We start from the raw sequence: 21,758 nt of genomic DNA, 5'->3' as shown, positions 1-21,758 counted from the left end.
GGAGCAACCGCTCTGAATCAGTCTATTCGAGCTTCTTCAATGCTGGCGACCTGAGGAATCAAATCAGCGTTCCAGTGGGCGATGCCCCAGTCAAGCACCTCCCTTGGCGTGGCGAAGGACAGATCATTCGGCGCCGGTTGCCCAAGCGCACGCAACGCCCGGAGCAGCAGCGGGGTGGCCTGATCGGCGGGGAGGGGCGGGGATCGGTAGGATTTGCCCAGCTTGTGGCCGTCCGGCTGGGTTATCAAGGGAACATGCAGGTAGCGCGGCTGTGGCAGTCCGAGCAGCTCTTGCAGGTACAACTGGCGCGGCGTGGAATCCAGCAGGTCGGCTCCGCGCACTACGTCGGTCACGCCTTGCCAACCATCATCGAGCACCACCGCCAGTTGATAGGCATACAAGCCGTCGCGACGGCGGATCACGAAATCACCGACGTCGCGACCCAGATGCTGACGAAACTCGCCCTGAACTCGGTCCTCGAACCGGTATTCCAGTTCCGGTACACGAATCCGGATGGCGGCGTTGTCAGCAGAATGCCCTGCGTTGCGACAGAAGCCAGGATAAATGCCCTGGAAACCTTCCAGTTGTTTACGCGAGCAGGTGCAGGCGTACGCCAGACCGTAGCTGAACCAGCGGTTGATGATGTCCTGATAGGCGTCGTGCCGGTCGCTTTGTTTGACCAGTTCGCCGTCCCACTCGAAGCCATAGGTTTCCAGGGTGTTGAGGATCGCCGTCTGCGCGCCCGGTTCTTCGCGAGGAGGGTCCAGGTCTTCCATGCGCATCAGCCATTTGCCGCCGACCGCGCGTGCATCCAGATAGGACGCCAACGCCGCGACCAGAGAGCCGAAGTGCAGATAACCACTGGGTGTCGGCGCAAAGCGCCCTATATAAGAAGGGGATTTCATGGGCGGCGATGGTACTGGAAATCGTTTTTGGGACAACTCCAAAACAACAAAGGACGCCGAAGCGTCCTTTGTTTCATGCAAAAACCAGGATCATTTACCGACCTGTTTTTCCTTGATCTCTGCCAGTGTCTTGCAGTCGATGCACAGATCGGCGGTCGGGCGAGCTTCCAGACGGCGCAAACCGATCTCGATGCCGCAGGACTCGCACCAGCCGTATTCTTCGTCTTCGATCAGTTGCAGCGTTTTGTCGATCTTCTTGATCAACTTGCGCTCACGGTCACGAGCACGCAGTTCAAGTGCGAATTCTTCTTCCTGACTTGCACGGTCAGCAGGGTCAGGAAAGTTCGCAGCTTCGTCCTTCATATGATCAACCGTGCGGTCGACTTCCTGCATCAAGTCCTGTTTCCACTTTTGCAGAATCTTGACGAAGTGCTCGCGCATGGGCTTGCCCATGTATTCCTCGCCCTTCGTCTCTACGTAGGGAGTGAAACCGCTGATCGTTGTTGAATTGCTCTTTTGCTTTTCTTCGGTGGGCATGAACGGACCGCCTCTCACTCTTCTAAGCCATTGCGCAGGGTAATGATCCATCGCCGACACCCGCCGGCCCTGCGGCTGCAAGCGGGCGAACTTACCAGATCGAATCGGAGCGCGCTACTCCCGGTTGTCGAGCATGGCTCTGCAACGCGCCCGTGAACTATGACCACAGCCAAAGCGCCCGGTTTTATATTATTTTGCAGTGCCATCAGTCTAGCCCCCTGACGCAACATCATTGCCCTTTATGGATCATCGGCAGCGCTGTTGCGGATAAACTCGTTCGCCCGGCAGGTGGTTGGGTAGAATCGGCGAACCGTCTGGACACCGTTATTAAAAGGAAGGCCAATGCCTCAGCCCTACAGTGCGCGGAGCCGCGCCATCGAACCCTTTCATGTCATGGCGCTGCTGGCGCGTGCCAATGAATTGCAGGCGGCGGGGCACGATGTCATCCATCTCGAGATCGGCGAGCCGGATTTCACCACCGCCGAGCCAATCATCAAGGCCGGACAGGCTGCGCTCGCAGCGGGCAAGACACGTTACACCGCCGCTCGCGGCTTGCCGGAACTGCGCGAAGCCATTTCCGGTTTCTATTCCCAGCGCTACGGAGTGGAGATCGATCCGGGGCGGATTCTGATCACCCCCGGCGGTTCGGGGGCATTGCTGCTGGCGGCCAGTCTTCTGGTGGATCCTGGCAAGCACTGGCTGCTTGCTGATCCGGGATATCCGTGCAATCGGCATTTCTTGCGGCTGGTAGAAGGTGCCGCACAACTGGTGCCCGTGGGACCGGAGGTGCGCTACCAACTGACGCCCGGTCTGGTCGAACGGCATTGGGACCAGGACAGTGTCGGTGCATTGGTAGCATCGCCTGCCAATCCTACGGGCACGCTGCTTCATCGCGACGAGCTGGCAGCCTTGTCCGCATCGCTCAAGGCGCGACAGGGTCATCTGGTGGTGGACGAGATCTATCACGGGCTGACCTACGGAACTGACGCCGCCAGCGTCCTTGAAGTGGATAACGATGCGTTCGTGCTGAATAGTTTTTCCAAGTATTTCGGTATGACCGGCTGGCGACTGGGTTGGCTGGTCGCCCCCGAAGCGGCCATTGGTGATCTGGAAAAACTCGCGCAGAACCTGTACATCAGCGCACCCAGCATGGCCCAGAGTGCAGCATTGGCGTGTTTCGAACCGCAAACGCTGGAAATTCTCGAGCAGCGTCGTGAGGAATTTGCCAGACGGCGGGATTTCCTGCTTCCCGCCCTGCGCGAGCTGGGATTCAAGATTGCTGTCGAGCCAGAAGGCGCCTTCTATCTTTATGCCGATATCAGTGCTTTTGGCGGTGATGCATTCGCATTCTGTCGGCATTTTCTGGAAACAGAGCACGTCGCATTCACTCCAGGGCTGGATTTCGGGCGCTTTCAGGCCGGTCATCATGTGCGATTCGCCTACACCCAGAGTCTGTCGCGCCTTCAGGAAGCGGTAGAGCGAATCGGGCGCGGATTGCGGAGTTGGCAAGGCTGATGCGCTTTTATCCCGAACTCGAAGAAGGTCGCCTGATCCAGCGCTACAAGCGTTTTCTGGCGGACATCGAAACGCCCAGTGGGGAACGCCTGACCATCCATTGCCCCAATACAGGTTCGATGTTCAATTGCATGATGCCCAACGGAAGGGTCTGGTTCAGTCGCTCCAACGACCCGAAGCGCAAGCTGCCGGGGACTTGGGAAATCAGCGAAACTCCGCAAGGGCGCTTTGCCTGCGTTAACACCGGACGCGCCAATAAGCTAGTCGAAGAGGCCCTGCTGGCGGGTGTGATCACCGAACTGCGCGGTTTTACGGCACTCAAGCGAGAAGTGGCCTACGGGCAAGAAAACAGTCGCGTCGATTTTCGCCTGGACTACCCCTCTGGATCCCTGTTTCTGGAAGTGAAGAGCGTAACGCTCGGTTTCGATGACAGCGCTGTGGCTGCATTCCCCGATGCTGTCACCCAGCGCGGGGCCAAACATTTACGCGAGTTGGCGGTGTTGGCCCGGCAAGGTGTGCGAGCCGTGTTGCTGTATTGCGTCAACTTGACTGGCATCGAGGCCGTTCGCCCGGCCGAGGAAATCGATGCCGCCTATGCCCAAGCCTTGAGAGAAGCTGTGGCAGCCGGTGTCGAAGTGCTGGCGTACGGTGTGCAATTGACACCTGAAGAGGTGCGTGTGGATCGCCGTCTCGACGTTCACCTGACTGAAATCCGGGCGCTCAGTCCTGTTTCGGTGGATTGATCCAGATGCCCTGAGCGTCTTCGCCACAGGTGATCGCGCTCAGGGATTTCCCCTCGCAAGGCCCCGCGATGCATTCGCCGCTTTCTATCAGAAAAAGCGCGCCGTGGGTCGCGCATTGAATCAGGCTGGCGCTGGTATCGAGAAACTGGTCCGGGTGCCATTCCAGCGGCACGCGGCGGTGCGGGCAGCGGTTCTGGTAGACGTAGACTTGCCCGGCGCGCCTGACTGCCAGCAATTGCAGCCCGCCAATCTCAAAGCCTCGGCTTTTTCCTTCAGCCACTTCATTCCCGTTACACAAGTATTCCAGCTGATTCTCCTTCGCGCTTGACGCGCAAATGCAAATAATTATCAAATTGCCCGGCTATGCCGAGCGGCTAGTCTGACAGCTCTGCAAAATGCGCGTAGATGTCGTCTGGCTGCAAATCTGTGTATCAGGCCAAAGCTCGCGTGTTCCTCTATCCAAAGGACTCCTTCGATATGCGCCCCATGACCAAACTGACCGCGATCCTGACCGGGCTTCTGTTCACGCATCTGGCATCGGCGCAGCCGCAGCGGTGGGTCAGTGCGGGCGGCGCGTTGACCGAGTGGGTTGTGGCGTTGGGGGGAGAATCGCATTTGGTGGGCATTGACACCACCAGCCAACACCCCGAGTCGATCAAATCGCTGCCGAGCATTGGCTATCAACGTCAATTGTCGTCTGAAGGCATTCTGAGCCTGCGCCCTGACATTCTGATTGGCACTGAGGAAATGGGACCGCCGCCCGTACTCGAGCAACTGCGAGCCGCCGGGGTAAAGGTCGAAGTGTTTTCGGCTGGTGCCGATGTCTCTGCGCTGCAGGACAATCTGAAGAAGCTGGGAGTGTTGTTGGGTCATGAGAGCCAGGCCAATCAGTTGAGCGCGCAATACGCAACACGACTGGAAAGCCAACATGACTGGTTGGCACAGGCACAACTTCATCAAACGGCGCCGGGCGTTCTGCTGTTGGTGAGCCATTCTGGCTCGCGGCCCATGGTCGCCGGAATCGGCACGGTCGGGGACTGGCTGATCAAGCAGGCTGGCGGTCGTAACCTGGCGACTCACAACGGCTACAAGATATTTTCCACGGAGGCCATGGCGGGATTGAATCCAGAAGTGCTGGTGTTCACCGACCGTGCGCAGGACGGTGCCTCCTCCCGCGATGCCCTGCTTAAGGAGAATCCGCTGCTGGCGAGCACGCAGGCCGCACGCAACAAGCGTCTGATCGAAGTCGACCCGACGTTGCTGGTGGGTGGTCTGGGGCCTCGCCTGCCGGATGCGCTGAAAACCCTGTCCAAGGCTTTCTACCCCGCGGATGGTTCGCTCAATGCCAAGGTCGCGCCTGCTCAATGAGGGGCGCGCTGCAACCCAGGACCTTGTTGATCGCGTTGAGCGTGGCGTGTCTGCTCGCCATCTGGCTGTCATTGGCATTGGGGCCGGTCAGCCTGCCACTCATGGATACCTTGCGCGCTGGAATGCGCCTGCTGGGTGTGCCTGTCCAGGGCGATAACCTGCAACAGGCCGAGCTGATTCTTGGACAGATTCGTGTCCCTCGGACGTTGCTTGGCCTGGCGGTCGGCGCCGTCCTGGCGCTCTCGGGGGTCGCGATGCAGGGGTTGTTTCGTAATCCGCTGGCAGATCCAGGTCTGGTAGGAGTCTCCAGTGGTGCAGCATTGGGAGCGGCGATCGCAATCGTCGCGGGCGCATCACTCGGCGGTATTCCTGAGTCGATCGAGCCTTATCTGCTGTCGATCTTCGCTTTTGCCGGCGGGCTCATCGTCACCGCCATCGTTTATCGGTTGGGGCGACGAGATGGGCAAACCAGCGTCGGCATCATGTTGCTTGCTGGCGTTGCGATGACTGCGCTCGCCGGTTCGATCATCGGTTTGTTCACCTACCTCGCTGACGACGCCACCTTGCGCACGCTCACGTTCTGGAATCTGGGCACGCTCAATGGCGCCAGTTACGCACGACTGTGGCCGTTGTTGCTGGTTTGCGTGTTCGTCATCGGCTGGCTGCCGCGTCGCGCCAAGGCATTGAATGCCCTGTTGCTCGGCGAATCGGAAGCCCGTCATCTGGGCATCGAGGTCGAGCGTCTGAAGCGCGAGCTGGTGTTATGCATCGCGCTGGGGGTCGGCGCAGCCGTTGCAGCCGCGGGACTGATCGGGTTCGTCGGGCTGATCGTGCCCCACCTGGTTCGACTGATGGCGGGTCCCGATCATCGCATCGTGCTGCCTGCCTCGGCATTGGCGGGCGCGAGCCTGTTGCTGTTCGCAGACGTTTTCGCCCGCCTGGTGCTGGCGCCTGCCGAACTGCCGATTGGCATCGTCACGGCATTTATCGGTGCGCCGTTTTTTCTATTCCTGCTGGTGCGAGGCCGTACCTGATGATGAGAGCAGAGAATGTCAGCGTTCATCGGGATGGCAAATGCGTACTGGCGGACATCGACGTTACGCTCAACCCGGGCGAAATGCTGGGCGTACTGGGGCCGAACGGTGCTGGCAAGAGCACGCTGCTGGGCGCATTGTGTGGGGAGCTGAAAACGTCGCAAGGGCAGCTCTGGTTGGACGATCAGCCACTGGCGCACTGGAGTGGCCAGCAGAGAGCGCAGCGCCTGGCGGTATTGCCACAGAGTTCGACTTTAAGCTTCGCGTTCAAGGTACAGGAAGTGGTGGCGATGGGGCGATTGCCCCATGACAGCGGTCAGCATCGCGATACCGAGATCATTCAAGCTTCACTCGAGGCCGCTGATGCGTTGCATTTGAGTGATCGCAGCTACCTTGCACTGTCGGGCGGTGAGCGGCAGCGGGTTCATCTGGCCAGAGTACTGGCTCAGTTATGGCCGGGCGAAGGTGGTCAAACGTTGTTATTGGACGAGCCCACGTCGATGCTTGATCCGTTGCATCAGCACACCACGCTGCAGGCGGTGCGCGAGTTTGCCAACCGGGGAGGGGCTGTGATGGTGATTCTGCATGACCTGAATCTGGCGGCACGCTATTGCGACCGTATTTTGCTGCTCGAGTCAGGCCGTTCTCACGCGATAGGCGCCCCGGACGCAGTGCTGGTTCCCGACGCGCTCAGGGCGGTGTTTGGTCTGGAGGTTTTGGTACAGCGTCATCCGGAGCGTGGTCATCCGCTGATCATCGCGCGCTGAAGAAGGAGTTTTTGTGCGTCGATACCTGCTGATTCTGGCGTTGTCCCTGGCGAGCGCTTGCCACTCGTCGATGACGTTGCCACCGCTACCATCCTGGCAAAGCTCCGAGGGGCGCGACCATGTGGATCTGGGCATGATTCGGGAACTCGAAAACGGGCAAACCCTGACGCCGCAGCAATTGGTCGCTCGACTGGCGGCGGCGCCGCGCGTGCTGGTCGGCGAACAGCATGACAATCCCGATCATCACGCGCTGGAATTGTGGTTGCTGCAGGCGCTCGGCGATCAGCGCTCACAAGGAAGTCTTTTGCTGGAGATGCTGACGCCAGACCAGCAGAAACAGGTGGATACCGTCCAGCGTGAGGTTCGCCAAGGCCGCTATCCGCCTGACCTTCCCACCGCACTGGGCTGGCAAAAGGGGTGGGATTGGGCCCTTTACGGACCAGTCATGCGTTTTGCGCTGGCTCAGCCATACCCGGTCCTGGCCGCCAATCTTGGTGGGCGGGAAGTCGGCGCCATCTATCACCGACGTCCGGTACTCAGCGGCGCGTTTTCCACCCGCAAGGAGGTGCAGGACCAATTGCTGGCCCAGGTTCGCGACTCTCATTGCGGCATGCTGCCCGAGGATGCATTACCCGCGATGCTTGCGATCCAGCAGCAGCGGGATCGTCGCATGGCGCACAGCGTGATAGATGCCCCGGCGCCTGCGCTGTTATTTGCGGGTAGCTACCACGTGCGTAAGGATATCGGGGTGCCTTTGCACATGGCGGACCTGGGATCCCACGAGCGTCCTGTCGTACTGCTGCTCGCTCAGGTAGGTAGCGAGGTTCAGCCTGGCAGTGCCGATTACGTCTGGTACACCGCAGCGTTGCCCGATCAGGATTATTGCGCCCGGATGCGTGCGCCTTCCCAATGAATGCACATCGTTTTTGCAGGCAAAATCCTTAAGACCTTTCTGATATTTATGTAGGCCACCTCTCGAGAGCCTGCATGGCCGTTCATGCATTCTCGCGCTGGATTATCGTCTCCCCTCACTTTCAAGGACATTTAGGGAGGCGTTATGAGCAGGATAAGCGAGAGCGATGAGGTGATCGCGCAGAAGGCCCTGAGGCTTCTGGAACTGACGTCGCTGAACGCCGATGACACTGCCGAAAGGATCGTTGCGCTGTGCCAGAAAGGGTTGACGCCGGTAGGTGATGTCGCTGCTATCTGTGTGTTGCCCAGATTCGCCGGCCTGGCTCGGCGCACGCTCGATGGTCTGTTTGCACGGGATATCAAGGTTGTTGCAGCGGTGAATTTTCCAAGTGGCGGTGCAGGTATTGCCACTGTGGAGTCAGAAACTGAAGCGGCCATACTGACGGGGGCAGATGAAATTGATCTGGTGTTCCCATTCCGCGCTCAGATGGCAGGCAACAGACATATCGGGCGAGCCATGGTCGCAGCATGCAAAGCGTTGTGCGGTGAGCGAGCAACGTTGACCGTCACCCTTGAGACCGGCGTCCTGCGCGATCCCCAAACGATCCACGATGTCTGCCGAACGGTTATCCGCGAGGGAGCGGCGTTTCTCAAGACCAGCACCGGCAAACAGATCATCAGCACGACGCCGCAGGCGGTACGGATTCTGATCGAGGCAATCGCCGAGCTGGGTCCCCACGTGGGCTTTAAAGCTGCCGGAAACGTGCGATCTTTGGAGGAGGCGCGAGCCTACATCGAAATGGCTCAAGCGCGATTTGGTCCTTTCTGGTTGGAAACGGGCAAGATGCGTCTGGGGGCGGCGAGTCTTCTGGATGATCTTTTGGTACAACTGGGGGTAAGCCCGTGAGTCCTGATTGCCGTTTTTCGGGCAAAAAAAAGACCCGGCAAAAAGCCGGGTCAAAAACCGTGATTAGCCTGATGAGGAGATAATCTGAGAGTCCGAACCAAGGAGCCTTTCAGGTTACCAACCAGTCTCGCGACTGGATGTGATAATCATAGTGATTCTCATTTGTAAGTCAACAGCCAATTTCAAACTATTTCTCAAGCGGGGTCTCAAGCGGGCGTTTGGTATCGCTGTCCAGTTGCCTCAGTTGCTGCGCGAGTGAGTCTTTTCGCTCTGGTGGCAACTCGGCCCAGTGCTTGTCGATCAGTGCGCCTTCGATCGCGTAGAGCAAGACCTTGGACGCTTTAATGCCTCGACTTTTGACGGCTCTGTAGGCATGGATGGAGCCGAGTCGGCGTAGATCGGCTGTTTTGTGAATGCCCGCTGCATGAAGCCATTGTGCGGATGTCTTGCCCAGATTCTTCATTTTTAGCAGTTCGTCTTCCATGGTGATGCCTCCGTGCAAACTATTGCTCCTTTATTTACCGCCTCCTTGGCTCGACCAAACTGCAGGGATGAGCCATAGAATGAGCATAGACCTATGTAGGGCAGCGCTCGCCAGTACGGTCCGAAAATTCGTATTCAAATGCCGGACGGTAGTGGAAGGGGAGGGAAGATTGCCGGCCCGGCATGTCTGTGCATGCAGGGCAATGATGTCGAGCGGTTAACCCGCTTCAGCGGGTGCGGTAGCGCAGGCGCGTTCCAAAATTCACGGACATCAGAATTTCGTCGGCGCTGAGCTCTGCTGGAAAGTAAGCCCCCGAGATCTGGGCGTGAGCGATGCTGGCGCCTTCCAGCGATGTCGTGCGGAAGTCGACGCCCCGTAGATCGGCCGAGCGAAAGTAGGCGTCTGTGAAGTCGACCTCTTCAGCGTTGAGTTCCCTCAGATCCAGGCCACGGAAATCTCCGCCCGCCAGATCGACAGGTCCATTTTTGGGCCGCTGTAGATTGAAAGCGTGCACGTCATCTTTTCGAAGCAGGGCGAAGAGCGGCGAGTCGAGTTGCTTGGGCTGGGTCATTTCGGGGGCACCTTGTTGTAATTCTGGCGCCATTATAATGCCACTACTGTCACGCCGTGAAGAGCGTTCTTCACGGCGCGATGACCGGTAATCAGGTGGGATTACAGACCTGGCAAGTACTGGCGAATATCCGTGACCAGCTTGTCCAGATCGCCACTGATGTTGGTCTCCACGTGGCGACTGCGCAGGCTTTCATCGGCTGTCAGCGGTTCGCGATTAGCCAGTTGTGCTTCAACGATTTCCATCGTGGCGTCGGAAGGATCCTTATTCTGAGCCTGGCGCTGCGCCAGCCAGCCCTGAATCACGGCTTTCGGTGCGGCGCAATCGAGAATAAGGAACGGTGCGCCGGTCGCTTCGGCCACTTGCGCGGTCGCAACACGTTGCGCTCTTTTAAGGTACGTGGCGTCTATCACGACAGGAAAGCCTGCATGCAATACCACTGCCGCCAACTCGTTCAGGCGGTTGTAGGTGTTGGCACTCACGTCTGCTGAGTACAGATCTTCGCTGTTACCAAACATGCGCTTGCGTTCCACATCCGAGCGCAACCGGATAGCGCCCAACGCTTCGACCAGACGCATGGCTACGTGGCTTTTGCCCACTGCCGACACGCCGTGGGTGATTGCCAGGAAGTTTGACGGGATGGCGCTGTAGCTCTCCGCAAGATTGGCGTAGTTGCGATACTGGCGCAGTGTCGTGGCTCGTTGCACATGATCTGCATCGGGCGACAGGCTGAACAGTGAAACCTTTGCGCGAACCAGTGCGCGATAGGCTTTATAGAAATTCAACAGTTCAAGCCCGGCGTAGTCGCCGGTGTGCTCCAGATACTGACTGATCAGGCGGCGCGACAGGCTCTTCAGGCCCCGGTCTTCAAGGTCCATGGCCAGGAAACCGATGTCGGCGTACACGTCGGTCATACGGAATGGTTCGTTGAATTCGATGCAGTCGAAAATCACCACCTTGCCGTCGATCAGGGTGATGTTTCCAAGGTGGATGTCGCCATGGCATTCACGAATGAACCCATCAGCCTTGCGCTGCGCCATCAGAGGCTTCAAGCGCTCGAAGCTGGCCTTTGCCCATGCTTCCAATGCTTCCAGCTGGATCAGGTCAGCCTTTTCGCTGAGAAACGGCAGAATCTGCTCAAAATTCTGAGTGACAGGGGCCATCACGCTTTCCGGCGAGCCCAGCGGGTTCTCGCTCAGGACTTTTGGCGCATGCAGATGGAATTCGGCGATCTGGTGCGCCATGTCATCGACATGCGCCGTCGTCAGTTCGCCTTTCGCTTGCAGCGTGCTGAGCAGGCCATCCTGCGGGAACTGGCGCATCTTCAGCACGTACTCGATCGCCTCGCCATCGCCCCCCAGTTGCGGAGCTTCGGCGCTGCCAGTGATCGGTAACACTTCCAGATACAAATCGTGGGTCAGGCGCTGATTCAGCTTCAATTCTTGGTGGCAGAAGTGTTCACGAGCCGAAAGCGTGGTGAAGTCCAGGAACCCGAAATTCATCGGTTTCTTGATTTTGTAAACGTAAGGGCCAGTGAGCAGCACCCAGGAAATATGCGTCTCAATGACCTGAAATTGCTCCACCGGGTGAGGGAACAGGGCAGGGTTTTGCAGCGCAGCTATCAGTGTCTGGCTCACGGACGGTCCTTGAAAATGATAAGTCGATATCGAAGAGACTAAAGATGGCCATTATGGCCGCTCGGCGTCTTGCTGCAAACCGCTGTTAGGGTGGTCTGCCGACAGCCTTGAAAGTGCGTATAATCCGCCGCCATGACTCGATCCCGCACTTCGAAAAAATCCCCCAAACCCGCCAATAGCCGCCTTCGCAGCCTGTTGGGCTGGGCCTTGAAACTCAGTCTTGTCGGCTTGGTGATTCTCGCCTGCTTCGCTGTTTACCTCGATTCCATCGTCCAGGAAAAATTCTCCGGCAAGCGCTGGACCATCCCGGCCAAGGTGTATGCGCGTCCTCTGGAGCTGTTCGTCGGCCAGAAGCTGTCCCGTGACGACTTCCTGATTGAACTCGATGCCTTGGGCTATCGCCGTGAAAGCGTGGCCAATGGCCCCGGCGCCGCGTCGGTGAATGGCAATAACGTCGACTTGAACACTCGCGGCTTTCAGTTTTACGAAGGCGCGGACCCTGCCCAGCAGATCCACGTAAGGTTTTCCGGCGATTACGTCGCTGACTTGACCGCTGCCAACGGTTCCAAACTCGCGGTTGCGCGGTTGGAGCCGCTGATGATTGGCGGTCTGTACCCGAAAAACCTTGAAGACCGCATTCTGATCAAGCTCGATCAGGCGCCTCCGTACCTTCTGGATACGCTGGTGACGGTCGAAGATCGCGATTTCTATCATCATTTCGGCGTTTCGCCGAAGTCGATCGCCCGTGCATTCTGGGTCAACGCTTCAGCAGGCCAGATGCGTCAGGGCGGTTCGACGCTCACTCAGCAATTGGTCAAGAACTTCTACCTGACAAACGAGCGCAGCATCACCCGTAAGCTGACCGAAGCCATGATGGCGATCTTGCTGGAAATCCATTACAGCAAGCAGGAAATTCTCGAGGCGTACCTCAATGAGGTGTTCGTCGGTCAGGATGGTCAGCGCGCTGTGCACGGATTCGGTCTTGCCAGTCAGTATTTCTTCAGTCAGCCGTTGTCGGAGCTGAAACTCCACCAGGTCGCGCTGCTGGTTGGCCTGGTCAAGGGCCCTTCGTATTACAACCCGCGCCGCAACCCGGACCGTGCGCTTGAGCGCCGTAATCTGGTGCTCGATCTGCTTGAGCAGCAGGGCGTCGCGACACCGGAAGCCGTGGCAGCGGCGAAAAAGATGCCGTTGGGTGTGACCAAAACCGGATCACTGGCCGACAGCTCGTTCCCGGATTTTCTGGATCTGGTCAAGCGCCAGTTGCGTCAGGACTATCGCGACGAAGACTTGACCGAAGAAGGGTTGCGGATTTTCACCAGCTTCGATCCGATCCTCCAGATGAAGTCTGAAGCGGCGGTGCGCGAAAGCTTCGCGAAGATCTCAGGTCGCAAAGGTGCTGACGAGATGGAAACGGCGATGGTCGTGACCAATCCGGAAACCGGCGAAGTTCAGGCCCTGATCGGCAGCCGTCAGGCGGGCTTTGCGGGGTTCAACCGTGCTCTGGACGCCGTCCGGCCAATTGGCTCTCTGGTCAAACCCGCGATTTACCTGACTGCGCTTGAGCGTCCGCAGCAATACACGCTAACCAGTTGGGTGCCCGACGAGCCGTTTCAGGTCAAAGGAGCCGATGGCCAGATCTGGAAGCCACAGAACTTCGACCATAAAGCTCACGGTAATATTTTCCTCTATCAGGGGTTGGCGCATTCCTACAACCTGTCAAGCGCCAAGCTCGGACTTGATCTGGGCGTGCCGAATGTCTTCAAAACCCTGACCAAACTGGGTGTGACCCGCGACTGGCCTGCGTTCCCGTCGATGCTCCTGGGCGCGGGCGCGCTGAGCCCGATTGAAGTCGCGACGATGTATCAGACCATCGCCAGTGGCGGTTTCAATACGCCGCTGCGCGGGATTCGCAGCGTGCTCACCGCTGAAGGCGAGCCGCTCAAGCGTTATCCATTCCAGATCCAGCAGCGGTTCGATCCGGGCTCCATCTATCTTTTGCAGAATGCCATGCAGCGCGTCATGCGCGAAGGGACCGGCAAGTCGGTGTACAACGTGTTGCCAAGTTCGCTGAATCTTGCAGGTAAGTCTGGTACTACCAACGACTCCCGCGACAGCTGGTTCGCAGGTTTCAGCCAGGATTTGCTGGCAGTTGTGTGGATGGGGCGCGACGATAACGGCAAGACGCCTTTTACCGGCGCGACCGGGGCGCTGCAGGTCTGGACCAGTTTCATGAAAAAAGCCGACCCGCTTCCGCTCGACATGGCCATGCCTGATAACGTGGTGCAGGCGTGGGTCAACGCCTCCACTGGGCAGGGGACCGATGCCAGCTGCCCCGGTGCGGTGCAGATGCCGTATATTCGCGGCAGTGAGCCTCAACCGGGTCCGACCTGTGGCGGGCCGACAGCCCCTGCCGAGTCGGTGATGGACTGGGTCAAAGGCTGGTTGAACTAAGCGAAGAGGATGTGAAGTGAACAAGTGGTGGATTCCGGCTTTAACGGCTCTGGCTTTACTCAACGGTTGCGCAAGTCAAACCCGTAGCAACATTCCTGTAGTGGACTCCGGTTCGCGCGTGTCCAACGGCGAGCGTGTCTCGGCAAACCGCAACAGCGCCAACCGTGCGCCGGTGCAGAGTCCGGCGCAGACGCAATCCATTCAAGAAGATTCGGGTGTTACAGTAATGGTTCCGGGCGGCGCCAATGCCAGCGCTGCGCCCATCTCGACGTTTGTGCCGCCGAGCAACACCGCGCCCATCAACACGTCGCCAGTCAATCAGGCGCCGGTCAACAATGCCTACACACCACCTGCCCCAACGGGTAACACGTACAACATGCCATCTTCAGCGCCTACCGGCATTCCCTCGGCGTCCAGTGGCGGCCTGTCAGCGGATGAGCAACTCGACGGCCCGGTACTCGCATTGCTGACTACAGCTCAGCAGCAGCAGAGCAGTGGCGACCTTAACGGTGCCTCATCAAGTCTTGAACGTGCTCAGCGCGTGGCGCCTCGCGAACCTCAGGTTCTGTACAAGCTGGCACAGGTGCGCCTTGCTCAGGGCGATGCTGCGCAAGCCGAGCAGTTGGCTCGCCGTGGTCTGACCTACGCCAGCGGTCGTGCCAGCCTTCAGTCCAGTTTGTGGGGCTTGATCGCTCAAGCGCGTAAGAAACAAGGGGATGCCGCAGGCGCGGCATTGGCTCGGCAGAAGGCCAATGGATAAACGCTTTCCGCAAATCGCCGATCAGTTGCTACTGATCGAGCGCGAACTTCGCGTCTTGGGTTGGTGGCAAGAAATACCCCCCAGCGATGAAGATCTGTCCAGTCGCGAGCCTTTTTGCGTGGATACGCTGGATTTCGATCAATGGTTGCAGTGGATCTTTCTCCCCCGGATGAAGACCATCCTTGAGCACGACCTGGCGCTGCCCAATGCGTCGGGTATTCTGGAGATGGCTCAAATGGTTTATGCCAGTCGTGCGCAGGAAACACGCAGGCTGCAGGAGCTTCTTGCGCAGTTCGACCGCCTGATCGTCGAGTCGGTCTGAGATCAGTTGCACGTATCCTCGAGTGATTTCTTCACCTCGGCGATACGTGCCTGGCGCTCTTCTTCGGTAAATCGTCTGAACTCACCATTTACCTCTTCTCGTACCCGCGGGTTGTTTTGCAGCTGGGCGAGATTGGTGCGTTGCTGGTCACAGTAGTCCTTGCGCCTCATCTCTTCGGCCGCCACCTGCTTTTTCACCTTGGCATCGGCTGCCTGCTGCTCCACCGTGGCGTCCGGCTCCTTTGGCGCGGAGGGTGGAGGAGCGGGCTTCTGCACATTGATCTCTTGAGCTGGCTGGCCCGCTGGCGGTTGCGCGTCGAAGTGCGTCACCCCTTGCGCATCAACCCATTTGTAAATCTGGGCTGCCTGACTGGCGGCAGAACCAACCGTCAGCGCCAAGGTGGCTGCAAGAATCATCCAGCGCATACTGCTTCCTTAACTTCGTTTGCTATGCGGATGAAACCTATCACATGCACCAGTAAACGACCTCATTCGGTGCTTTTTTCTCGCCTCGTGGATGAAGAAAGCGCATCGATGACTTGACTTGAGAGTGTCTAATCAGAACAATCCAAAGTTCGCTGTAGAGGGACTGCCAGAAGCAGACCGTCTCGGTAGATCATGAGGCGCACACCCGCGCCGACCTGTTACACCCGCAACGCGTTACCTCGCGCTGGGTGGGATGACCCCGAAACACTTAGGGGAGCTCCCAATACTTGCTCAGTCAGTGCTGACGTAGTCGGCGACCACCGTCGCTCATGCTCTGCTTTGCAGTAAACCTATTAAGACCCGTCTCCTCGTTTGTGTGGACGGTATTCTGGCGTTTTAGAGGTGAACAACGTGGAGCTTTTATCTGGCGCTGAAATGGTCGTCCGCTTTTTGCGTGACGAAGGCGTTGAGCATATCTATGGGTACCCGGGCGGTGCCCTCCTGCATATTTACGATGCGCTGTTCAAAGAACCGGCCGTGAGCCACATCCTCGTTCGTCACGAACAGGCTGCGACCCACATGGCTGATGGTTATGCGCGCGCTACCGGCAAGGCTGGCGTAGTACTGGTGACCTCAGGTCCTGGTGCGACCAATGCCATCACCGGTATCGCGACCGCCTACATGGACTCGATTCCGATGGTTGTTCTGTCGGGGCAGGTTCCAAGCAACATGGTCGGTACCGACGCATTCCAGGAAACCGACATGATCGGTATCTCCCGGCCTATCGTGAAGCACAGCTTCATGATCAAGCACCCCTCGGAGATCCCGGAAGTTCTGAAAAAGGCTTTTTACCTCGCACAGTCGGGCCGTCCCGGTCCTGTCGTGGTGGATATTCCGAAGGACATGACCAATCCGGCGGAGAAGTTCGAATACGTCTTCCCGAAGAAAGCCAAGTTGCGTTCATACAGCCCGGCTGTTCGTGGTCATTCGGGTCAGATTCGCAAGGCTGTCGAGATGCTGCTGGCGGCCAAGCGTCCGATCATCTACGCAGGTGGCGGCGTAGTGATGGGCAACGGTTCCGCCCCGCTGACCGAACTGGCGCAGTTGCTTAACGCTCCAGTGACCAACACATTGATGGGTCTTGGCGCCTATCCGGGGAACGATCGCCAGTTCGTCGGCATGCTGGGGATGCATGGCAGCTACACCGCCAACCTGGCCATGCACCATTCGGACGTCATTTTGGCGGTCGGCGCGCGCTTCGACGATCGCGTGATCAACGGCCCGTCGCGCTTCTGCCCGGGTGCCAAGATCATTCATATCGATATCGATCCGGCCTCGATCTCCAAGACCATCAAGGCTGACGTGCCAATCGTCGGTCCGGTCGAGAGCGTTCTGACCGAGATGGTTGCAACCCTCAAGGAAATCGGCGAAACCCCGAGCAAGGAGTCGGTTGCTACCTGGTGGAAGCAGATCGACGAATGGCGTGCCGGTGGCGACCTGTTCCCCTACAACCGCGGCGACGGCAGCGTTATCAAGCCTCAGGCTGTCATCGAGACGCTGTGCGAAGTGACCAAGGGCGATGCATACGTCAGCTCCGACGTTGGCCAGCACCAGATGTTCGCGGCGCAGTACTACCGTTTCAACAAGCCTAATCGCTGGATCAACTCCGGCGGCCTCGGCACCATGGGCTTCGGTCTTCCAGCCGCCATGGGGGTGGCGCTGAGCTTTCCGGATGCACAAGTTGCCTGCGTGACGGGTGAAGGCAGTATCCAGATGAACATTCAGGAGCTGTCGACGTGCCTGCAGTACAACCTGCCGGTGAAGATCATTCTTCTCAACAACGGCGTGCTCGGCATGGTCCGTCAGTGGCAGGACATGAGCTACAGCGGTCGTCACTCGCACTCCTACATGGAGTCGCTGCCTGACTTTGTGAAGCTGGTCGAAGCCTATGGTCACGTCGGCATGAAGATCACCGATCTGAAAGACTTGAAGCCGAAGATGGAAGAAGCGTTCGCCATGAAAGATCGCCTGGTGTTCCTCGACATCCAGGTCGATGTCGCCGAGCACGTCTACCCGATGCAGATCAGAGACGGCTCTATGCGCGACATGTGGCTGAGCAAGACGGAGCGTACCTAATATGCGGCATATCATTTCCCTACTGCTGGAAAACGAACCGGGTGCCTTGTCTCGCGTCGTCGGCCTGTTTTCGCAGCGCAACTACAACATCGAAAGCTTGACTGTGGCGCCAACAGAAGATCCGACGTTGTCGCGTCTGACGCTGACCACCGTTGGCCATGATGAGGTGATCGAGCAGATCACCAAAAACCTCAACAAGCTGGTTGAAGTGGTCAAGCTGGTCGATCTCTCGGAAAGCGCTCATATCGAGCGTGAACTGATGCTGATCAAGGTCAAGGCAACAGGTGCTCAACGCGCTGAAATCAAGCGCACCACGGACATCTTTCGCGGCCAGATCGTTGATGTTTCCAGCAGCGTTTACACCGTGCAGCTGGCAGGGACGAGCGACAAACTGGACAGTTTCATCCAGGCGATCGGCACTACCGCCATCCTGGAAACGGTACGCAGTGGCGTGACGGGCATTGCCCGCGGCGACAAAGTGCTGAGCATCTAACCTAATTTAGCGAATGGCCTGAAAGGCCGAGATAACAGGGGAATTTCATGAAAGTTTATTACGACAAAGACTGCGACCTTTCGATCATCCAGGGCAAAAAAGTTGCCATCATCGGTTACGGCTCCCAAGGCCACGCCCAGGCGTGCAACCTGAAAGATTCCGGCGTTGATGTCACCGTTGGCCTGCGCAAAGGTTCGGCTACTGTCGCCAAGGCTGAAGCCCATGGTCTGAAAGTGACTGACGTCGCTTCTGCCGTGGCTGCCGCTGACCTGGTCATGATCCTGACCCCGGACGAGTTCCAGGCCCAGCTGTACAAGAACGAAATCGAGCCGAACATCAAGAAAGGCGCCACCCTGGCCTTCTCTCACGGTTTTGCGATTCACTACAACCAGGTCGTTCCACGTGCCGATCTGGACGTGATCATGATCGCGCCAAAAGCGCCAGGTCACACCGTACGTACCGAATTCGTCAAAGGCGGCGGTATCCCTGACCTGATCGCTATCTACCAGGACGCCTCTGGCAACGCCAAAAACGTTGCGCTGTCCTACGCTTCGGGCGTTGGCGGCGGCCGTACCGGTATCATCGAAACCACCTTCAAAGACGAAACCGAAACCGACCTGTTCGGCGAACAAGCCGTACTGTGCGGTGGTACCGTTGAGCTGGTCAAAGCCGGTTTCGAAACTCTGGTCGAAGCTGGCTACGCGCCAGAAATGGCCTACTTCGAATGCCTGCACGAACTGAAGCTGATCGTTGACCTCATGTACGAAGGCGGTATCGCCAACATGAACTACTCGATCTCCAACAACGCCGAATACGGCGAGTACGTGACCGGTCCTGAAGTCATCAACGCCGAATCCCGTCAAGCCATGCGCAACGCTCTGAAGCGCATTCAGGACGGTGAGTACGCGAAGATGTTCATCGCCGAAGGCGCCAGCAACTACGCATCGATGACTGCCAAGCGCCGTAACAACAAGGCCCACGGTATCGAAATCATCGGTGAGCAACTGCGCTCGATGATGCCTTGGATCGCGAAGAACAAAATCGTCGACCAAACCAAGAACTAAGATTCTCCGGATCTGGTTCCGCTTAACGAAAAACGCGACCTCCGGGTCGCGTTTTTTCGTTATGAGGGTTCATCTGGTATAAAGCTGCATCGCTTGCCGGCGCCACGTCGCCGCGAGCACCTGTCGAAAATTCATAGCTGCAAGGTATTGTCCATGAGCGAACGTCCCGAAGAGCCGAACAAGGCCTCTGACGCCGAAAGCCTGCTACCGATCGATGAGCACATAGAAGAGGGGCATGACGCTGAAGGGCGCAAGGTCCGGCATCGCGGTATCTATCTGCTACCGAACCTTTTCACCACGGCAAACCTGTTTGCCGGTTTCTACGCCATCATCAGCGCCATGAGCGCGCAAAGCGCCATGAGTGCCGGAGATCAGGCAGGCGCAAGCAAGTACTTCGCATTTGCTGCGATCGCTATTTTCGTGGCCATGGTGCTCGACGGCCTTGATGGCCGCGTCGCTCGCATGACCAACACCCAGAGCGCATTCGGTGCTGAATACGACTCGCTGTCGGACATGGTCGCCTTTGGCGTGGCGCCAGCGCTGTTGGCGTTTGGCTGGGCGCTGGGGGATATGGGCAAGGTCGGATGGATGGTCGCCTTCATCTATGTGGCGGGCGCGGCATTGCGTCTGGCGCGTTTCAATACTCAGGTGGGCAAGGCCGACAAGCGATACTTCATTGGTCTGGCCAGTCCGGCAGCGGCGGGTGTTGTCGCCGGTACCGTCTGGGCGTTCAGTGACTATGGCATTCAAGGTTCCAAGCTATCGTTTCTGGTCGCGCTGCTTGTGGCGGCGGCCGGCATGCTCATGGTGAGTAACATCAAATACAACAGCTTCAAGGAGCTGGATCTCAAAGGGCGTGTGCCGTTCGTTGCGATTCTTGCCGTGGTGCTGGTCTTCGCCGTCGTGTTCAGCGATCCGCCGCGCATTCTTCTGCTGATCTTCCTCGGTTACGCTGCATCTGGNTTTCCCCGCATACTCCACAGCCTATAAGGTGCATCAATCCTCCTGGCTGTGGAGTTCTCATGCTTATCAAGATCCCTTCTGCGTCTGGCTGTAACGAGTCGGATGTCACGCCCGAGTCCATCTATCTTTCCCGCCGCTCTCTGCTCGGCGCTTCGGTTGCGGGGCTTGCCGTCAGTGCAATGCCTTCTTGGGTCCAGGCTGCCGAATCCTCGCAATACGCCGGGGTCGAGACTGGGAATGCTCCCGCCTGGCTCAAGGGCAAGTTGCAATCAACCCAATGGCAGGCGGTGACCGTCAAGGACGAGGCCATCACCCCGTTCAAGGATGCGACCCACTACAACAATTTCTATGAATTCGGCACCGACAAAGGCGATCCGGCCCAAAACGCCGGTTCTTTGCAAACCGAGCCTTGGAGTGTAGTGATCGACGGGGAGGTGGGTAAGCCAGGTCGCTATGCGCTCGAAGATTTCATGAAGCCTTATCAGCTTGAGGAACGCATCTACCGCCTGCGTTGCGTAGAGGCTTGGTCGATGGTCATCCCGTGGTTGGGGTTCCCGATTTCCGATCTGCTCAAGCAAGTCGAGCCCACTTCAAAAGCTAAATACATTCGCTTCGAGACTCTGCAGGACCCCAAGACCATGCCGGGGCAACGTTCTGGCTTTGCACTGATCGATTGGCCCTATGTGGAGGGGCTGCGCCTGGACGAAGCGATGAACCCTTTGGCAATCATGGCCGTGGGGATGTATGGGCGAGAGCTCCCCAACCAGAACGGCGCACCCTTGCGGTTAGTGGTGCCATGGAAATACGGCTTCAAGAGCGTGAAGTCGATCGTGCGGATCAGCCTGGTCAGCGAACAGCCAAAAACGACTTGGCAAAGTATCGCGGCTAACGAATATGGCTTCTATGCCAACGTGAACCCGACAGTCGACCACCCTCGGTGGACGCAGGCCCATGAGCGACGCCTGCCAAGCGGACTGTTCAGCCCCAATATCCGGCAAACGGAAATGTTCAACGGGTATGGGGAGCAGGTATCTGCTCTTTATACAGGCATGGATCTGCGGAAAAACTATTGATGCGTTATCTGTTCTGGCGTCTGTCTGTCTTCGTAGCGATATGCGTTGTTCCTGTCGTGTGGTTGCATCAAGCATGGATTCTCGATCTGGGGCCGGATCCCGGCAAGGTGTTGGTTGATCGCTTCGGCCTCGGTACGTTGGTGCTGCTGTTGATCACCCTGGCCATGACACCTTTGCAACGGGTCACGGGCTGGGGAGGGTGGATCGCGGTTCGTCGGCAGCTGGGGTTGTGGTGTTTCGCCTGTGTTGCGGTGCATATGCTTGCGTACGGATTCTTTATTCTGGGGTTTGACTGGGCTCAATTGGGCGTTGAACTGGTGAAGCGGCCCTACATCATCGTCGGGAGTCTGGGGTTTCTCTGCTTGCTAGCGCTGGCGGCGACGTCCAATCGTTATAGCCAGCGCCGTCTGGGCGCGCGATGGAAGAAGCTGCACCGGCTTATCTATGTGATTTTGGGGCTCGGATTGCTGCACATGTTGTGGATCGTCCGGGCGGACCTCAAAGAGTGGGCGGTCTATGCAGGTATTGGCGCATTCTTGCTGGCACTCAGAATCCCCGCAATTGCTCGACGAATCCCGCGTCGTATGGCCAGGAAAGCAGGTGCTGTAACGAAAGTTTAAATAAGTGCTTGACGCTCCTCTGAATCTCTCTATAATTCGCCCCACTTCCGGCGCAGACGAAACGGAAA

General features: G+C 58.0%; 22 protein-coding genes and 1 pseudogene. 16 read left to right on the top strand and 7 right to left on the bottom strand.

Annotated elements, in window-relative coordinates; genetic code table 11:
• Window positions 1-17 precede the first annotated feature (17 nt).
• Together gluQRS and dksA are read right to left on the bottom strand one after the other, a co-directional pair.
• Window positions 18-905, bottom strand: a complete 888-nt coding sequence (gene gluQRS / locus D3M70_RS16910) for a tRNA glutamyl-Q(34) synthetase GluQRS (RefSeq protein WP_120126871.1) — start codon at window positions 903-905, stop codon at window positions 18-20.
• Between the two features lie 90 nt (window positions 906-995).
• Complete coding sequence (dksA, locus tag D3M70_RS16905) at window positions 996-1,442, bottom strand: RNA polymerase-binding protein DksA (protein ID WP_120126870.1); 447 nt, start codon at window positions 1,440-1,442, stop codon at window positions 996-998.
• Window positions 1,443-1,784: 342 nt separating this feature from the next.
• On the opposite strand from dksA, the gene D3M70_RS16900 reads away from it, so the two are divergent.
• Window positions 1,785-2,957: a pyridoxal phosphate-dependent aminotransferase gene (locus D3M70_RS16900; RefSeq protein ID WP_120126869.1), complete on the top strand. Its 1,173-nt coding sequence runs from the start codon at window positions 1,785-1,787 to the stop codon at window positions 2,955-2,957.
• Window positions 2,957-3,700: a DNA/RNA nuclease SfsA gene (sfsA, locus tag D3M70_RS16895; protein WP_120126868.1), complete on the top strand. Its 744-nt coding sequence runs from the start codon at window positions 2,957-2,959 to the stop codon at window positions 3,698-3,700. The genes D3M70_RS16900 and sfsA overlap by 1 nt, the downstream gene beginning before the upstream one ends.
• Here the strand turns inward: sfsA and D3M70_RS16890 are convergent.
• Window positions 3,678-4,007 (bottom strand): Rieske 2Fe-2S domain-containing protein, encoded by a 330-nt coding sequence (locus D3M70_RS16890; RefSeq protein WP_120126892.1) that lies wholly within the window; start codon window positions 4,005-4,007, stop codon window positions 3,678-3,680. The genes sfsA and D3M70_RS16890 overlap by 23 nt on opposite strands.
• A 170-nt stretch (window positions 4,008-4,177) precedes the next feature.
• Here D3M70_RS16890 and D3M70_RS16885 point away from each other — a divergent pair, with 170 nt between their 5' ends.
• From D3M70_RS16885 to deoC, 5 genes are all read left to right on the top strand, one after another.
• A complete protein-coding gene (locus tag D3M70_RS16885) occupies window positions 4,178-5,068 on the top strand; it encodes a hemin ABC transporter substrate-binding protein (RefSeq protein ID WP_120126891.1) in 891 nt (296 codons plus the stop codon).
• A 50-nt stretch (window positions 5,069-5,118) separates the two neighbouring features.
• Complete coding sequence (locus D3M70_RS16880) at window positions 5,119-6,102, top strand: iron ABC transporter permease (RefSeq protein ID WP_165869824.1); 984 nt, start codon at window positions 5,119-5,121, stop codon at window positions 6,100-6,102.
• Window positions 6,102-6,869, top strand: a complete 768-nt coding sequence (locus D3M70_RS16875; RefSeq protein ID WP_120126866.1) for a heme ABC transporter ATP-binding protein — start codon at window positions 6,102-6,104, stop codon at window positions 6,867-6,869. Before D3M70_RS16880 ends, D3M70_RS16875 begins: the two co-directional genes overlap by 1 nt.
• A gap of 70 nt (window positions 6,870-6,939) precedes the next feature.
• Window positions 6,940-7,782: a ChaN family lipoprotein gene (locus D3M70_RS16870; RefSeq protein ID WP_120126890.1), complete on the top strand. Its 843-nt coding sequence runs from the start codon at window positions 6,940-6,942 to the stop codon at window positions 7,780-7,782.
• A gap of 144 nt (window positions 7,783-7,926) precedes the next feature.
• Entirely contained in the window at window positions 7,927-8,688 is a 762-nt protein-coding gene (gene deoC, locus D3M70_RS16865) for a deoxyribose-phosphate aldolase (protein WP_120126865.1), read from the top strand.
• A 187-nt stretch (window positions 8,689-8,875) separates the two neighbouring features.
• On the opposite strand, the gene D3M70_RS16860 is transcribed toward deoC, so the two are convergent.
• The 3 genes from D3M70_RS16860 to D3M70_RS16850 form a co-directional block, all read right to left on the bottom strand.
• A complete protein-coding gene (locus D3M70_RS16860) occupies window positions 8,876-9,172 on the bottom strand; it encodes a TfoX/Sxy family protein (protein WP_120126864.1) in 297 nt (98 codons plus the stop codon).
• A gap of 226 nt (window positions 9,173-9,398) precedes the next feature.
• Window positions 9,399-9,743 carry a pentapeptide repeat-containing protein gene (locus D3M70_RS16855; protein ID WP_120126863.1) on the bottom strand — a complete coding sequence of 115 codons (345 nt, stop codon included), beginning with the start codon at window positions 9,741-9,743 and terminating at the stop codon, window positions 9,399-9,401.
• 101 nt (window positions 9,744-9,844) lie between these two features.
• On the bottom strand, window positions 9,845-11,380 hold the full coding sequence (locus D3M70_RS16850; RefSeq protein WP_120126862.1) for a bifunctional aminoglycoside phosphotransferase/ATP-binding protein: 1,536 nt from the start codon (window positions 11,378-11,380) through the stop codon (window positions 9,845-9,847).
• 132 nt (window positions 11,381-11,512) lie between these two features.
• Here D3M70_RS16850 and mrcB point away from each other — a divergent pair, with 132 nt between their 5' ends.
• The 3 genes from mrcB to D3M70_RS16835 are packed head-to-tail and all read left to right on the top strand — an operon-like array spanning window position 11,513 to window position 14,916.
• Window positions 11,513-13,834 carry a penicillin-binding protein 1B gene (gene mrcB / locus D3M70_RS16845; RefSeq protein WP_120126861.1) on the top strand — a complete coding sequence of 774 codons (2,322 nt, stop codon included), beginning with the start codon at window positions 11,513-11,515 and terminating at the stop codon, window positions 13,832-13,834.
• Between the two features lie 16 nt (window positions 13,835-13,850).
• The gene (locus tag D3M70_RS16840; RefSeq protein WP_120126860.1) at window positions 13,851-14,594 is read left to right on the top strand and encodes a M48 family metallopeptidase; all 744 of its coding nucleotides are present in this window, start codon (window positions 13,851-13,853) and stop codon (window positions 14,592-14,594) included.
• On the top strand, window positions 14,587-14,916 hold the full coding sequence (locus D3M70_RS16835; RefSeq protein WP_120126859.1) for a YqcC family protein: 330 nt from the start codon (window positions 14,587-14,589) through the stop codon (window positions 14,914-14,916). Before D3M70_RS16840 ends, D3M70_RS16835 begins: the two co-directional genes overlap by 8 nt.
• Window positions 14,917-14,918: 2 nt before the next feature.
• Here D3M70_RS16835 and D3M70_RS16830 read toward each other — a convergent pair whose 3' ends face one another.
• The gene (locus D3M70_RS16830) at window positions 14,919-15,341 is read right to left on the bottom strand and encodes a DUF4124 domain-containing protein (protein ID WP_120126858.1); all 423 of its coding nucleotides are present in this window, start codon (window positions 15,339-15,341) and stop codon (window positions 14,919-14,921) included.
• A 411-nt stretch (window positions 15,342-15,752) separates the two neighbouring features.
• On the opposite strand from D3M70_RS16830, the gene D3M70_RS16825 reads away from it, so the two are divergent.
• From D3M70_RS16825 to msrQ, 6 genes and pseudogenes are all read left to right on the top strand, one after another.
• Window positions 15,753-17,477, top strand: coding sequence for an acetolactate synthase 3 large subunit (locus tag D3M70_RS16825; RefSeq protein ID WP_120126889.1), 1,725 nt, complete (start codon window positions 15,753-15,755; stop codon window positions 17,475-17,477).
• 1 nt (window position 17,478) lies between these two features.
• Window positions 17,479-17,970 carry an acetolactate synthase small subunit gene (gene ilvN / locus D3M70_RS16820; RefSeq protein WP_081569398.1) on the top strand — a complete coding sequence of 164 codons (492 nt, stop codon included), beginning with the start codon at window positions 17,479-17,481 and terminating at the stop codon, window positions 17,968-17,970.
• 47 nt (window positions 17,971-18,017) lie between these two features.
• Entirely contained in the window at window positions 18,018-19,034 is a 1,017-nt protein-coding gene (gene ilvC, locus D3M70_RS16815; RefSeq protein ID WP_120126857.1) for a ketol-acid reductoisomerase, read from the top strand.
• 153 nt (window positions 19,035-19,187) lie between these two features.
• Window positions 19,188-19,996, top strand: a pseudogene (gene pssA / locus D3M70_RS16810) (CDP-diacylglycerol--serine O-phosphatidyltransferase); the annotation flags it as partial.
• 60 nt (window positions 19,997-20,056) lie between these two features.
• Window positions 20,057-21,070 carry a protein-methionine-sulfoxide reductase catalytic subunit MsrP gene (gene msrP, locus D3M70_RS16805; protein ID WP_120126855.1) on the top strand — a complete coding sequence of 338 codons (1,014 nt, stop codon included), beginning with the start codon at window positions 20,057-20,059 and terminating at the stop codon, window positions 21,068-21,070.
• A complete protein-coding gene (gene msrQ, locus D3M70_RS16800) occupies window positions 21,070-21,690 on the top strand; it encodes a protein-methionine-sulfoxide reductase heme-binding subunit MsrQ (protein ID WP_120126854.1) in 621 nt (206 codons plus the stop codon). The genes msrP and msrQ overlap by 1 nt, the downstream gene beginning before the upstream one ends.
• Window positions 21,691-21,758 lie beyond the last annotated feature (68 nt).

The sequence above is a fragment of the Pseudomonas sp. LS-2 genome (assembly GCF_003605735.1).
Classification (GTDB): Bacteria; Pseudomonadota; Gammaproteobacteria; order Pseudomonadales; family Pseudomonadaceae; genus Aquipseudomonas.
This window is presented reverse-complemented; position numbering and strand designations above follow the sequence as displayed.